This is a genomic window from Lacinutrix sp. Hel_I_90, from assembly GCF_000934685.1.
In the GTDB taxonomy this organism is placed as follows: Bacteria; Bacteroidota; Bacteroidia; order Flavobacteriales; family Flavobacteriaceae; genus Lacinutrix.
Genome location: NZ_JYNQ01000001.1, coordinates 3,289,617 through 3,304,570, shown reverse-complemented (window position 1 = coordinate 3,304,570; position 14,954 = coordinate 3,289,617). Strand labels below are relative to the sequence as shown.

Below are 14,954 nucleotides of genomic sequence, written 5' to 3'. Positions count from 1 at the left end.
ATGAGAAGACTTAGAAAAAAATTAATCACTTGGTTATTCGAGATTTCAAAGGAGCTATACACATACATTTTTAAAAGTCATGCCCCTTGGGGGATCTATAAAAAAGAATTGCTTACTTATCCAAAAGGTTCCTTTGGTAAACATTTAGGCTTGTTTTTAGATGAAAACAATTTTGAGTTAATCCCCAAAGTAGAACGCCATGACGCGTATCATGTTCTAACCGGTTATGGAACAAAAGTCGAAGACGAAATAGCTTTACAATTTTTAAGTTTTGGAAACGGAAAAAGAAGTCTGTACCTATACGGTGCCATACTTCTAGGGACTCTTATTTTACCAGACTATATAAAGTACTATTTAAACTCCTATCATATTGGAAAGACTGCCAATAGTTTTCATCACCTAAATTTTAAAAAATTATTAAAAGTTTCTCTTCAAGATTTCAGAGCGTGTCTCTTTTTAAATCACACCATTTCATGCTATGAGCAAGCTAAAACTATCCAAGAAACACTAAAAAATAATGAAATACTTAAAACAAATATTTAGAATTAGTCTCAGACCAGCACTATTAGTACTCATCATAATATTAACATCACATTTACTAATAAAAGAGGCTTCAAAAGGTAGAACGTATGACTCTGTTAATGACATTCCGAAACATAAAGTCGGACTCGTATTAGGAACCATAAAAACCCTATCAAACGGGAGCATAAACCTGTATTACAAATATAGAGTGGATGCCACTGTGGCTTTATTTAAAGCGAATAAAATTGAATTTATTTTAGTTAGCGGAGATAACGGGAATACATTATACGATGAACCTTCTACCTTTAAAGAAGACCTCATCAAAAAAGGCATACCTGAAAATAAGATCTTTCTGGATTATGCTGGATTTAGAACCTTAGACTCTATCGTTAGAGCAAAAGAAATTTTTGGCTTAACTCATCTTATCATTATTTCTCAAAAATTCCACAATGAGCGCGCCATTTATTTAGCACGGCAGCATTCGATTGAAGCCATTGGTTTTAATGCGAAAGAACTTCGCGGTCGCTATAGTCTAAAAACAAATTTACGAGAACAGCTAGCAAAAACTAAAGCCGTATTTGATGTTTATTTTAATATAAAGCCCAAATTTTTAGGAGAGAAAATAAAAATAGAATAACAAATGAACTACAAATTCCAACCCTACTTTTTCGCAGCCTTCTACACCTTATTATTAGTAGAAATCGCTATTGCTTTACTACTAAAAACGGGTTTTATAAGGCACACTGTTGGCGACTTTTTAGTCGTTATACTCCTCTACTGTTTTATAAAAAGCTTTTTAGATCTCAAAATAATCTACACCGCACTCTCGGTGCTGTTTATTGCTTATACCATAGAGTTTCTTCAGCTATATAATATTTTAACCTATTTAAATCTACGCGGAAATACACTGGCAGGCTTAATACTTGGTACGTCTTTTAGTATTCCAGATTTAGTCGCCTATACTTTAGGCATCATTTGCATTGCTTTTATCGATTTAAAAAAATCAAAAACACGCCAAAAATGAAGACTATAAAATGTATCCTTTCAAAAAATCAACAACAGAATCTGGTCCTACTCGGTCTTTTGTTATTTAGTTTCTTTTTGCTATCTACCAGAATAGTCCTCACTAAAACCGGCTATTTCCTTTTTTTAGTCTGGAATGTCTTTTTAGCCAGTATCCCCTATGCCATTACGATGTATCTTTCAGAAAAGAAAGACCTGCGAAAAGCAGGACAAGTGTTTGCTTTTATCGTTTGGCGATTATTTTTACCCAATGCGCCGTACATTATTACAGATTTATACCATTTAAAAAGAAGCACACCGCATCTTATCTGGCTAGACACTTTAGTCATTATAACATTCGCAATGACAGGGATCGCCTTGTTTTATTGTTCTTTAAACAAAATGCTGAAAATCATTAAGAAACATTACAATATAAAACAGGAAAAAATAATAGTGATGCTCCTCTGTTTCTTATCGGCTTTCGGTATTTACATTGGGCGGTATTTACGTTATAATTCATGGGAATTATTAAGTAATCCCAAACCGTTGGGGATTGATATTCTCGGGATCCTTTTACAGCCAAAAGTAAATAGTAAAGCGTGGTTATTCACTATTTTATTCGGCTTGTTTTTAAGCTTAGGGCATTTTATTTTCAAACACTTAACATTAAAAAAACAATAATTTTGGTTCATTTAATATTGTTTTCTTAAATTTAAAACTTACCAATCAAAACAATTAAAAATGAAACACACGCTAATTGGCTTACTTCTTATGGCCTGTATTTTTTCCTGCAAAACAGAAGAAAAAGAAAAACCATTAATTTTAGGTGATTTTGAAATGTCGCAAGAAACCTTAGTGCATAACGAACCTATTACCATTACCTACACTGGTAATAACGAAGATATGGAGGCGTTTTACTATCTTTTAAAAGGTTATAAAGCCTATCCTGTAGACTTAAATTTTGAAGATAAAACAGCCACTATCGTTATTCCAGATTCTATAGCTGCGGTTGCTTTTAACTTTAAAGTAGATGGTGACTATTTAAACAATGATAAAAAAGGGTATCTATTTGCGGTACAGGACCAAGAAGGAAAACCAATAGCTGGAAGTCAGTCCTCTTTAGAATATTATAAAATGAGATATGGAGAACAATACGAACTAGAAGCCGATTCTGATGTTTTCATTACTACGCTTATGGAAGAAGTGAATAGTGATCCTGAAGTGAGAGAACAATGGAAAGACATGTATTTAAATGTATTATTAAGAAATGACAGAGAAAAGGGGGAGGCCGTTGCCGACGATATGATCATTGAAATTACAGGCAAAGAAGCGCTAAATGAAGAAGACTATAATCAATTACATAGCATCTATTTAATGACTAGAAAAAGCAAGCTTGCAGATTCCATCGCTGCTATCGCGGTTGCTCAATATCCAAAAGGAAAGATTAAGAAACAGATTTTAATGAATAAATTTTATGATGCCGAAACCTTAGAAAAAAAAGAAGCAGTTTTTAATGAACTTCACGCTAACTTTGATATGGCACCTTCTTTATCTTATGCGGCTAGTAATATAGCTTCTCAGCATTTTAAAGCCGGCGATATGGAAGCCTTTAGAGCGTTTGCAGACAAAATAGAAAGCCCTAGTGATAAAGCAGGAATGTATAACAGTGTCGCCTGGCCATTAGCTGAAAAAGGAGAAAACCTGGAGGTGGCATCACAAATTTCTAAAGCGTCATTAGATTTAATGAAAGCGCAACAAAATAACTTAGAGAAGAAACCTGAATACTATTCTGAAAAGCAGTACAAAAAGAACTTAGAAAGTTCTTATAAAATGTATGCCGATACGTATGCCTTAATTCAATACAAGTTAGGAAATACTAAAGAAGCAATTACCCATCAGGCACTAGCGGTTGGTGATGGTAATAATGCTGATATTAACGAGCGTTATGTAGAATTTCTAGTAGCAGATAAGCAGTATAAATTAGCCAATGCTAAAGCCAATACTTTTTTAAACGAAGGGCATGGCACTGAAAAAATGACGGAACTCTATAGAAAATCATATGCGCAAGTCCACCCAGACGCTAATGATTTTGATAGCATTATTGCAGACATAAAACAAAGGTCTCGCGATAAAGCACTAGCTGAACTTAAAAAAGAGATGCTTGATGAAGCAGCACCACAGTTCGAACTGAAAAACTTAAAAGGGGACACTATTTCTTTAGCTTCTTTAAAAGGCAAGACGGTGATTTTAGATTTCTGGGCGACCTGGTGTGGTCCCTGTAAAGCCTCTTTCCCTGGGATGCAAGAAGTGGTTGAAAAATATGAAGGAGATGAAAACGTCGTATTATTATTTGTAGATACGTTTGAAGATGGTCATAACAGAGAAAAGGATGTCGCTCAGTTTATAAAAGATAATAAATACGATTTTCATGTCTTAATTGATAATAAAATAAAAGACAGTGACAAATACCAGGTGGCAGACAAATATGGTATTACAGGTATTCCTACCAAAATTATTATTGGTCCTAGTGGACGCATAAAATTTAAGTCGGTAGGTTTTGGCGGTCAAATCGATAAGCTTAAAGAAGAGATGGACTTAATGATCACGTTGTTGAAACCATAAATCAATTAGAATCTTAAGAAGAAAAAAAAGGAAAGCGAATCGCTTTCCTTTTTTTTTATGACAAGGTCTATGCCTTTAAAAATCCAGTGGATCGTTAGGATTTGTTCCGTTAGTGGCTTCCTCACAATCGTTAACAGAATCCCCATCGCTGTCTGCATTGTTTGGATCTGTAATATTACCGTATGGACTACAAGCTGACTGAGAGAAATCGGTGCCTGAAATTTCTTCACAATCAAACAAACCATCTTGATCTCCATCTTCGTAACCTAACAAGGTAATCGATGCAATTAAATTCTGATTTGTATTTATGCTGGTCACTCGAACATAAGCTGTTGTTTGTGAAAAACCAGTTGTATATGGCATAATTAGCACATTGGTCTCGTTTTGAGCATCAGCCAAAGTTTCATAATAAGCAAACGTATAATTTGGGAAATTACCGCTTTCATAGTATACTGAAAAGTCATAGGTAAATGAACTCATATCACAACCTATTTCATAAATTCCCGAATCGAACATATTACCACTGCTATCCAGATCATCTAAATAATCTGGTATCGTATCACCATCTGTATCATCATTCATTGGATTACCATCATTATCATAATCTTCATCCGCTGTATTTATACCATCACCGTCATCGTCTTCATCTTGATAATTAGGTATGGAATCACCATCGGTATCATCATCTTCCAAATCATTATTATTATTTAGGTCTTCATCAATATCTAAAACACCATCGCCGTCTGTATCTGTTAAATCTACGCAAGACATTTGAGAGCTTAAGTCTGTGGTTGGCGAGCTAAAGTTTCCATTAAAAACAATTGTTGACTGGCTATTTACCACATCAATAACTTGAGCAGAATAGGTCGTGTTTACCGCACAATAATCAATTGCTAAATTTAACGTTCCACCATCAATAGGATAAGTATGTGCTTCATTATTATAAACCAATTGCAAATAACCATTTGTCATCGCATTACCTTCGCAATCATTTATTGTCGCTATAAAACTAGTGGTTAAAGCATTTGTATTAGTTACCGTAATCGTTATATTTTCATCTGAAGAAAAGGGACCTATTGTCGTCGTAAAATCTTCACCAACACATCCATAATCAGGCACAATTAAAGTTAAGGTATCATCTTGAGGCACCAAACCACAGGCTTCACCACTACCATTAGTATAACCATACATTCCTGTAGCGTTTAACGCCGGTGAATACAAATCTAAAGCCGTATTGGGTACTGCATTTCCATTGGCATCCTCAAGGGTAATGCAGACGTTTACTGAAGGGTACTGAAAATCCCAATTCCAAAAGGAGAAATGCGTCACTTCAGCAACAAAACTTGACCCCTCTAAAGTACCAACACCTTCTTCCTGCCAGTATCCAAATTCTTCATTAAAAAACCATAGTGGAATAGTCGCTGGTGGATTGGTAATTGAGCTCGCTACGGGTATTCTAATGGTAGCAGTAGATCCAGAAGCTATATTTAATTTTTCTCCATTTTCACCTTTAAGGAGTACAGCAATCATACCTAAGGTTTCCAGTATTCTTAAATCACCATCGGTATTCTCAGCCAGTAACGCTCCTGGCATTTGCAATGACATCTTTTCATCATCGGGACTTAATAACTTGACTGTTACACTCACGTCACCCTGATAAACAAAACCAAATTCGGTTTCAAATGCTGCTGGCAAATCAACTTCTGTTCCTCCGGGAAGTGCTACAGTTTCTGCCTGACCACTTGTAATTACAGCTGTGGGCGCACTATCTAAGAGCATAATCTTTACTTTATTAATACCGTTGGTTGGCACTAAGGCTCTGGAGCCGTCTATAAAACCAGACTTCTGTGCTTTGATATAAGCAAACTTCTCATAGACCGTCGCTCCTGTAATAGAAAAAACACCGTTACTATCTGTGATTGCAAAAGCAGAACCTATTGTTATCGTAACACCAGCAATAGGATCATTATCCTCGTTCACTACTGTGCCAATAAAACGAGCCTGTATGGCGTTCCCAAAATTTTCTAAAAATGCGCTCTCTTCACCGCTATTCGTATTTTCATTAACAGGGATATTATTATCACTATCGCAGGCCACTAAAGCCATTATAAGTAGTGATGCAATTAAATGTTTTATTGCTTTCATAGGTTTTGATTTGGTTATATATTATAAAAATGCGCGTTTCTAAAACGGTGATAAGCTCACTTTTAATTCTTTTAAATTTTCCCGCTTGAGAGGCTCTTTTCTATTAAATGATCAGGACAGTCTGTCTCTCTGTTTTTATTTTGAATACTTCTTACTATAGTCCGAACCCTATTTCTAGTTAGAACTCTGGGTAAATTAGATAAGAACTTATTAAAAAACCCAGGAACAGCAATAACTTTTCCTTGTAATAGTGCTTTATAACCGTAAGCTGCCACTTGTTTCGGACAAGCGATATTAAAGCTAATTTTATTTTCGGAGGTCGCGTTAGACACTACTTTTTGAAATCCGGTATTTGTTTGTCCGGGGCATAAAACGGTTACTGAAACCCCAGTGCCTTTAAGCTCATTGGCTATCGCCTCAGAAAATGAAAGCAAATACGATTTAGAGGCATAATATAAGGCCATCATAGGCCCTGGCATAAAAGCTGCCAAAGAAGATACATTTAGTATTTTACCAGAATTATGAGAGACCATATCCTGAAGTACCAACTTGGTCAAATGAGTCACCGTTAAAATATGCAGATGTAGCATGCGTGATTCTTTCTCCCAAGAGGTATTGATAAAAGAACCAAAAACCCCAAACCCTGCATTGTTTATGAGGATGTCTATTTTTCTGTTTTTAATTTGATCATAAACGACTGTGGCACTATTCAAATCACTTAAATCGGTAACGATAATACTTACTTTACAGTCGTATTTGGTTTCAATTTCAGATTTTACTTCATTTAATTTCTTTTCGTCAACATCTATTAAAACTAAATCGTAGTGATCTGCTACTAGCAAAAGCATTAACTCATATCCTAATCCAGAGGCTGCTCCGGTTACTACTGCTAGTTGAGACATATTTTTAATTTAAATTACGCTTTTCCGTCTACAAAATCTTGTAAATACGCAAAACGATCTGTTAGCTTACCCTCGTGTGTGGTCATTCGTGCACGTTCTAAAATACCAGTAGCATCGGCATTAAAAAAAGCAGGAATTACATGTTCCAAGAACATGGTTCCAAAACCTTCGCTCGCATCTTTTGGTAATTCGCACGGTAAATTATCGACGGCCATAACAGTAATGGCATTTTTAGCATTAAAAGGCACTTCCTTTTCCGTTTGTGCATCGTAGCCATAAAACGGATCTGCTATGGTAGAGGCTCTCAACGTAGAAGCTACAGGGCCATCAACATCACAGGAAACATCTGCAACTAAATTAATTCTAAAATCTGGGTGCTTGGCATCTGCTCTTGTAAACAGATACGGGGCATTATTACCATAAAAATGTCCCGCGATAAAGAAATCGGTTTCCTTTGCGTAGGGCATAAAATTACTTTCATAAGCACTGGGGTCTTTATAAAAAGCAAGCTTATCGCCTACTTTACCATCTTTACGCTTGGCGTATTCCATAACATCGGCCATACAATATACAGGCTCATTAAAATCTGTCGTTAAATATAACGCATCATTCACCTGTTTGATTTTTAAATAGTCCAGTATTTCTTTTGCGCCATGGGCCACTTTACCTGTTCCGGTAAGTAAAATTTTAAGGTTTGGGAGTTTGATTTTGTCCAGCTCACGCTTAACTTCTTCTAAATCTTTTAGGCCTTCTACTTTAGGTAAATTATAGAGTCCGTCACGTAACCCTAAGGCTCTAAACCCATTATAAGCACCTACTAATCCAGCATAACGCCCAAAACCTATTAATCGTGCGCCATTTTTTTTCACAATGGTTTCATGATCATAAAGCTCAATTTTTTTATCTAAAATGACCTTTAGTAATTCACGGTTATAGGGTTGTTTTTTTATGGTATGGCTGAAGAAAAAATATTTTTTATTCGGAATCAAGGCCGCTATAGGCACTTCTTTCACACCAAATAAGACATCGGCGTCTGACACATCTTGAGAAACGGTAATACCCAAATCCTGATAGTCTGAATCTTTAAAAATACGAATGTCTGAGGATTCTACCACAATTTCTGCTTGCGGATAGCGCTCTTTTACTATTTTCAATTCTTGTGGTGAAAATACTACGCGACGGTCTGGCGGGTTTTTACGTTCTTTTATTATGGCAAATTTCATTGAAAAGTATATTTGTTTCTGCTAAGTAGAAAGCCTTATTTTTTGGCTAAAATACTTTTATTAACAGCGTTTCGCAAATAAAGTTACTCCACTCTTGAAACTTCACTTTCCAGTTTTAAAACGTAAGCACCGTCGGCTTGCTTAATATATAATGCTTTATTGCCACGTTCACCATGTCTGGTTACTTGAGTCCGTTTAATGGTTTTGGTAACACGCTTAGTATAGGTTTGCTTCACCTGCCCAGTTGCAGTACCGTTTCCCCATGTCCATTTTACTTTAGTTCCTGTTCTAATCATGCTTTTTTGTCAGTAAAATACTATTTCCTCCCCTTATTTTATCTTAAACTTTATTTAAAACGGGCTTGGCATAGCATTTGAGTTAATATTTTTAGTAATTTCGCACAGCATGAAACAAAGAGTATTGTTTCTTGGTGTGCGTGTTACGAAAGGAACGGTATGTTTGCCCTCTTTTTTCGATATATTCAAAAAAAGAGAGTCTTGACGGTCTGAACTTTAGGTAACACAATAAAAATTTACTGTCTTTTCGATAGTAAATTATTGATAAGATCCCAAAACAAGTTTGGGATAAATTCAATTTCGCAAATTAAAAATTTGCTATTTCATTTAATGGGGTCGACTGGTTTTGACAGCGAGATTAATGAAGTAGTAAGCACGTCGAGTAATGAGATTATACTCGTAAATACTTATTTCAACTTTTTAAACGGCGAGAATAACTACGCTTTAGCTGCCTAATCCGAATTATAGTAGGATTAAGCCTCGGCTCACAAGGTGAGCAAGCTTTATGTCTCCGGAAAGCCTTGATTGACGGCGTTCCATTTGAGATATCGTAAATGTCAATATAGAAAGGGTAGCGCTTCGATTCCTTTTCGAAACTAAAGAAGATAAGTTTAAAGTAGGTTGTCTTTAACCAGCTTTAAATCGAAAACCCAAGAAAAGAATAAACGTGTAGAAAGCTATTTGATTACTTGTTTGGACGAGAGTTCGATTCTCTCCGACTCCACAAGGAAAACACCTGTAAACACTGATGTTTCAGGTGTTTTTATAAAAAGAGCGCGTCAAAAGCGTGTCAAATTGTATAACCTTTTGCAACAAGATAATTCTTGATGCAAAAAAAATAATGCAAAAAACTGAAAGACCTAACGTCGTTATATTCCTAGACTACATTCCTGCCGAACTTCGAGAAAATAAAATATGGGAGATTGTTTATTATGTAATAAATCCCAACACAGGAAAACTTGAGCGTAAACGTAAACGTGTAAAACCTTTAAAGAATAAAACCTACAGAAAGAAGCTGGCCATTGTTATGGTTAATAGGCTTAATGAGCGTTTAAAAGGTGGCTGGAATCCTTACTACGAAAACAAGACCACAAAAGAATTAGTTCAGGTTAATGTGGCTTGTAAAGATTATCTAAACCGTGCTCAAATAGAATTCGACGATGACAACCTTAGATTTGACTCGTTAAAAACTTATAGATCTCAAATTAATTTACTCCTGGAATATCTGGAAGATGTTATTTGCAAACCTGAATTGCTATGTTATAAAATAGATAATGAATTTATTGGCAATTATCTGGACTATGTGAGATATACCAAAGGCAGATCTGCCAGAACTCGCGACAATTATTTAGGCTTTATGACCACGTTTTGCAAATTCTTATTATCTAAGAAATATATTTCTCATAATCCGACTGATGTGTTTCAACGGATTAATAAAAAAACAAAGCAAAGAACTGTTATTAGTGAAGCCCAAAGACTTGAAATATTTGAGTATTTCGCGTTCAATGATGAAGCGTTCTTAATTTTATGTTTGAGTTGCTACTACTGCTTAATAAGACGTACAGAGCTCACCAAAATTAAAGTGAAGGATTTAAACTTTGAAAAACAAACCTTATTTATAGATTCTTCAGACTCTAAAAACCGTAAAAGTGCTTTTGTAACGATACCAAATCAATTACTAGAAAAACTTAAAGATCACGTTTCTGGCTTTAGTGCTGATTACTATTTGTTTTCAAATAAAGGATATGTACCAGGACCAACAAAAATAAACCCAGATCTCATCTCTAGAAAATGGCGTTTTATGCGTGAAAAACTAGAACTCCCTAAAAATATACATTGGTACTCTTTAAAAGATACCGGCATAACAGATTTGCTATTAGATGGCGTGCCTTTAATAAGTGTTAGAGATCAAGCAAGACACCACAGCTCTATGCAAACAGACAGTTATACACCAAGAGAAATGAGGTCAAGCGACGAGAATATAAAAAACTCTAAAGTTTCGTTTTAATGGAGATGGTATAATGCGTTAGGTATGTCTTGATTGTCCTTGGTATAAATCCCACCCAAAGTGCTTTTTTGCTTCATCTATTGCAAAACCCATGTTCTTATAATACCAAGGTTGGTCATCTATTCCAGAAACAGATTCTATGTGTTTCCAATATTTTTTTCCATACCAAGTTTTAAACTGTCTTTCAACAACCCAGCCTCTAGAGTATTTCTTAACCCTAACTTTAGGCATATTAACTAAATGCATAAACAATTAACGCACTACAACACGATATAAAAAGAATAGCTTGTTGTAGTGTCTTTTTAATGGCTATTACTCAATTATAAATTAATTTTTACTATACATCTGATCCGTTTATAGCATCTGTTGCTTCTTTTAATAATTTAGTTGTTTTTTCAATTCCTAATACATCAGATACTTTCCCAACAAAAAGTTCTTTAATCAATCTTTGCTTGTCTACATTGGTTATTGTTATTCCTCTTTCTTTTTCCATTTTTATTAAGTTGTTTAATTATTCAAAGTCGCAACGTGGCATACACGCGGCACGTTATAATGACTCGGCTTCTACGTCTACCTGCCAATATTGTTCGTTAATGCGTTTCTTTCTAATGCTAACCATAAGGTGTTGTTTGTTGTATTTAAAGATTCCTTCCCTTATGTTTAGCGTTTCGGTATGGTGCATTACAAATGAATCGCTATAAGACTCAGAGTTAGATCTAAACTTTAGCCAGTTTTTAAAATGCTTACTGTAAATATCAATAAGCTTGAGAGAGCGATTATTAATAAGGTTAACAGCAACGTTATCACCAAACTGTTTGCCATCATAAAGCACAAACATTAAGTCCTTTTCTTCTTTTGGGTACACGGCTGTTACGGTACCATAGTTTTCTCTTACCTCTAACGGCAGAGCTTCAATATCTATAATCTCTGTTTCATCACTTGTATAATCATCATCACTAAAGGTTTGGCCTAATCTGTTAACCATAACTTCTTCACCATTGGCATATTTAAGCTTAAAGAGGTTGTTTTTATTAAACTCTCTTTTTGTATCTACCTGTTGTAAATGGGATTTATCTTCAAAAGTTATTGTTTCTAGGTGTTTTTCTAGATAATTAATATAAACAGCATTGTCTGTATAGTCCAGTTTTAAATTAAACCATTCTCTTACTTTGTTTAAAAACTCACGACATTTCATGTCTGGCATAAAATCTGCCAAAGTGTATTTTTCTGGAAAAACATTTATAGATCCTTCTTTGTATTCGTAAACGAAACTGTTGAAATTCACTATTGAATCTGTTTGTTGTGCTAACTTCAGTTCTACCTCAATATCAAAAAAAACGGTATTGTTTAAAATATTGATATTTAAAGTCTCGTTTATATTTACCTGAGTATTAATAGAGTTTGCCAAATAAAGTATGTTTCCGTTTTGGGTTACTTTTAACTGAAAAAACTGAGCCATGGCGTTACTCATGTTAACTTTCATTTTAAGCGAAAAAGAACCAATATTAACTGGGGTGTGCGTTTTTTGATACACATTAATTGTTTGGCCGTTTAATGTTTCTTGAAACGAGTATTCTCCAAAGCTATAGGCTAAGTATTGTGTTGTAGAAAAACGTTCGAAATAATTTTTAGGAACATAAACAATTTTGTGATTAAATACATCGTTTACAAAATCGCCTCTAATTTCTAATCCTTCTGAAGCAAAAAGCACTCTTAACATTTCTATTAAGTAAGGCATTGGCACCATAAGGTTCCTGTTGAATGCAACAACTTCCAGATCTTCGTTCTCGTTAGTAATAGTTTCTGATGAGTTTACAGGGAACTCTTCGGTTACTGTGTTGTAATTATTCAGGAAATTTTCGAAATATTTATAATTCGTTTTTGTCTTTAGCTCATCTCTTAAAATTTTTACAAACTGGTGAGTCGTATTAGGCCATTGTAAATCTAATAATGATTTGGCTTTTGCCGGTAAACCTAAAGGCGAGTCTATTACAGGAAAGTTTAAGTTTTTTAATTCTTTATCAAAAACACCTAAGACCTCTTTGCCATAAAAAAAAGTGATGTTTGCAGTATCTCCTACTGCACTATTTATTGAGAGATAAGCATCATAAAAGTTAGACGATATTTTTAAGGTGCCATAAATTTTAGTTTTGTAATAATAAATACCTTCTATGTTTATTAATCCTAATTTATTAGCTGTGTCTTCGTTTATTGTTACACTTATAGGAAAACTGAAGCTTTTACTTTGTTCGCTAGAAAAGAACTCGCTAGATTCATTAAAAGTTAATCCTTTATTAGTGATATCCCAACTCCAAAGACTTGTGGTAAAAACTATCATATAATTGCTTTTTTAAAGTTTAAACTATATGATCTGTAGTATTCTCTGGTTTTGTATTTATCAAGACTTTTTGTTTCTAAAATTATTTCGTTAGGTAAACCATCTCTGTATAAAAAGAGGCGTTTTGAACTCAAAATTTTAACCAACCAATCTATTTCTAATTGAGATAATACCCAACCTGTGTTTAAAATGTACTCTTTACCAACATCTATACTAACCACTTTGGTGTGTTTTTTTCCTTCAACTTGTAATTCGGTTTCTAATTTATCGACCGGTACAGCTTCTTGTATAAACCCTGTGCACTCAAAAAATTCATATTCACCCCATTCGTTTTCGAAAGCAATCATGTTACTTTCAACGGTGTTATCTATAATATTAACGACTACTTGTAAACCGCCCCAAGACACTGTTATTTGCTCGCCAGAGACTAAGGGTATGTCTGCCATATTTATTATGGCATTATACACATATAGATCATTTGCTATAGCTGTTGTAAAAGTTAAATCATGAGCTCCACTAATTACTATATCTGAAGGCGCCTCATTTGCTAATACACTTAAACTTAAAACGCCTTTTTTACTCAAGTTAATCTCATTAGGTGCATAACAAAGCTTATCGACTACTTCTGGCGTTTTTCCTTTTAAAAATTTAATGTTTTGAAACTCTTGGACCAACACAGTACTGTCTGTAATTCGGTTTTTGTTTATCGCCTTATAGTCTACACTTAATGGTTTTACCTTACTATTAACACCAGTACTTAAAACACTTGGTGGCGAAACAGATTTTAAAAGGTTATTAGCCTCTTGGCCAAGCAAAACCTTAGCACTACCGTTTTGGTAGGGTGCTCTTAAATTAAACAAGGTATTAGTAAACCCATTATATGCTACAGATTCTAAGATTAAAAAATTATTAGCCAAAATATTTGTTACCAATAGTTCGTTTCTATCGTCTGCATATAAAAAGTCTCCTGTTTGCAGTCCTGAAACAATTAAATCTACGATATAAAGTTGCACATAAATGGTTTTCTCTATGTCTTGACAATTAAAGGTAATGGTGCCCAAATAAGGGATTTCTGTATTGGTTAACGCTGCACTATCAACACTTAAATTAAGGGTTGTATTTCCTGAAGTGCCAGACGATGCGGATAATACTAACCAAGATTGAGAAACAACCGTTGTCCAAGCGTGAGAGGTTTCTAGGCTAATAGTCTTTTGGGTTGTGTTTGCAACAGCTAACTCTGAAACAAACTGTATTGCCTCTGGAGTAACATATAAAAAGTCTGTAGGTGTATTGCCCTGGCTAACGCTAAGAAGAACAGTTGCTTGTTTTGTGAATTGGCCGTCTGCAATTTCTAGTATTGTTGAATATTCTCCAACCGTTAAGCCTATTGGGTTAACCCCTATTTGTGAACTACCATTTTGAAAACCGTTTATAGAAGAAAGTGTTAACCATGAAGCATTATTTTCTATACTCCAACTCGCACCTGACTGTATTTGCATGGTTTGTAATAGCGGTAAAGACCCTCCAATTATATAAGAAAAAGAAAATACACTAGGGTTTATAGTTAGCAATGTTACCTGCTGAACGTTTAAAGTAACACCAGCAGATCTTCTAACAGTAATTAAACCTTCTCTAAACTTTAAGATGATTATTCCAGAATAATCACCAGGCGCCATGCTATTTGCATACGACTCAATAACTTTTAATGTAAATGTTATCGTTTTTGCTGTGGAATCAAAAATTAAATTCTCATAAGTAAGCCATTGAGGGAAACCGTATAATTGAATTGTACCATTTAGTATCGATTGATTATGAGTATAAACAACCGTTGTAGGGTAAGGTGTCTGGCCTTGTACAAAATTAAAAGCGTATGGTCTTGCTGGATTAAATGACATA

14 protein-coding genes and 1 other RNA gene are annotated in these 14,954 nt (G+C 34.7%); 7 read left to right on the top strand and 8 right to left on the bottom strand.

From position 1 onward, the window contains the following. The 5 genes from GQ46_RS14630 to GQ46_RS17260 are packed head-to-tail and all read left to right on the top strand — an operon-like array spanning window position 1 to window position 4,146. On the top strand, window positions 1-543 hold the full coding sequence (locus GQ46_RS14630) for a Coq4 family protein (protein ID WP_082041771.1): 543 nt from the start codon (window positions 1-3) through the stop codon (window positions 541-543). Then, window positions 518-1,159 carry a vancomycin high temperature exclusion protein gene (locus tag GQ46_RS14625; RefSeq protein WP_044403436.1) on the top strand — a complete coding sequence of 214 codons (642 nt, stop codon included), beginning with the start codon at window positions 518-520 and terminating at the stop codon, window positions 1,157-1,159. Before GQ46_RS14630 ends, GQ46_RS14625 begins: the two co-directional genes overlap by 26 nt. Window positions 1,160-1,162: 3 nt before the next feature. After that, window positions 1,163-1,546, top strand: a complete 384-nt coding sequence (locus tag GQ46_RS14620) for a DUF2809 domain-containing protein (protein WP_044403435.1) — start codon at window positions 1,163-1,165, stop codon at window positions 1,544-1,546. Then, on the top strand, window positions 1,543-2,205 hold the full coding sequence (locus tag GQ46_RS14615) for a DUF1361 domain-containing protein (protein ID WP_044403433.1): 663 nt from the start codon (window positions 1,543-1,545) through the stop codon (window positions 2,203-2,205). Before GQ46_RS14620 ends, GQ46_RS14615 begins: the two co-directional genes overlap by 4 nt. Window positions 2,206-2,265: 60 nt before the next feature. Continuing rightward, window positions 2,266-4,146, top strand: coding sequence for a TlpA disulfide reductase family protein (locus GQ46_RS17260; protein WP_052503499.1), 1,881 nt, complete (start codon window positions 2,266-2,268; stop codon window positions 4,144-4,146). 75 nt (window positions 4,147-4,221) lie between these two features. On the opposite strand, the gene GQ46_RS14605 is transcribed toward GQ46_RS17260, so the two are convergent. The 4 genes from GQ46_RS14605 to GQ46_RS14590 all read right to left on the bottom strand — a co-directional run bounded on the left by GQ46_RS14605 (window position 4,222) and on the right by GQ46_RS14590 (window position 8,712). Continuing rightward, window positions 4,222-6,291: a hypothetical protein gene (locus GQ46_RS14605; protein WP_044403431.1), complete on the bottom strand. Its 2,070-nt coding sequence runs from the start codon at window positions 6,289-6,291 to the stop codon at window positions 4,222-4,224. Between the two features lie 71 nt (window positions 6,292-6,362). Further along, a complete protein-coding gene (locus GQ46_RS14600) occupies window positions 6,363-7,193 on the bottom strand; it encodes an SDR family oxidoreductase (RefSeq protein WP_044403429.1) in 831 nt (276 codons plus the stop codon). 14 nt (window positions 7,194-7,207) lie between these two features. Next, on the bottom strand, window positions 7,208-8,416 hold the full coding sequence (locus GQ46_RS14595; RefSeq protein WP_044403428.1) for an NAD(P)-dependent oxidoreductase: 1,209 nt from the start codon (window positions 8,414-8,416) through the stop codon (window positions 7,208-7,210). 83 nt (window positions 8,417-8,499) lie between these two features. Then, window positions 8,500-8,712: a DUF2945 domain-containing protein gene (locus tag GQ46_RS14590; RefSeq protein WP_044403426.1), complete on the bottom strand. Its 213-nt coding sequence runs from the start codon at window positions 8,710-8,712 to the stop codon at window positions 8,500-8,502. A 332-nt stretch (window positions 8,713-9,044) separates the two neighbouring features. Between GQ46_RS14590 and ssrA the strand changes: the two genes are divergently transcribed. Continuing rightward, window positions 9,045-9,439: a transfer-messenger RNA gene (gene ssrA, locus GQ46_RS17485) on the top strand. 114 nt (window positions 9,440-9,553) lie between these two features. Then, on the top strand, window positions 9,554-10,720 hold the full coding sequence (locus tag GQ46_RS14580; protein WP_044403422.1) for a site-specific integrase: 1,167 nt from the start codon (window positions 9,554-9,556) through the stop codon (window positions 10,718-10,720). Window positions 10,721-10,738: 18 nt separating this feature from the next. On the opposite strand, the gene GQ46_RS14575 is transcribed toward GQ46_RS14580, so the two are convergent. The 4 genes from GQ46_RS14575 to GQ46_RS14565 form a co-directional block, all read right to left on the bottom strand. Continuing rightward, a complete protein-coding gene (locus GQ46_RS14575) occupies window positions 10,739-10,966 on the bottom strand; it encodes a hypothetical protein (RefSeq protein WP_044403421.1) in 228 nt (75 codons plus the stop codon). 91 nt (window positions 10,967-11,057) lie between these two features. After that, entirely contained in the window at window positions 11,058-11,213 is a 156-nt protein-coding gene (locus GQ46_RS17805) for a hypothetical protein (protein ID WP_156133243.1), read from the bottom strand. Window positions 11,214-11,267: 54 nt separating this feature from the next. After that, a complete protein-coding gene (locus GQ46_RS14570; protein ID WP_044403419.1) occupies window positions 11,268-13,058 on the bottom strand; it encodes a hypothetical protein in 1,791 nt (596 codons plus the stop codon). Next, the gene (locus GQ46_RS14565; protein WP_044403417.1) at window positions 13,055-14,953 is read right to left on the bottom strand and encodes a BACON domain-containing protein; all 1,899 of its coding nucleotides are present in this window, start codon (window positions 14,951-14,953) and stop codon (window positions 13,055-13,057) included. Before GQ46_RS14565 ends, GQ46_RS14570 begins: the two co-directional genes overlap by 4 nt. Window position 14,954 lies beyond the last annotated feature (1 nt).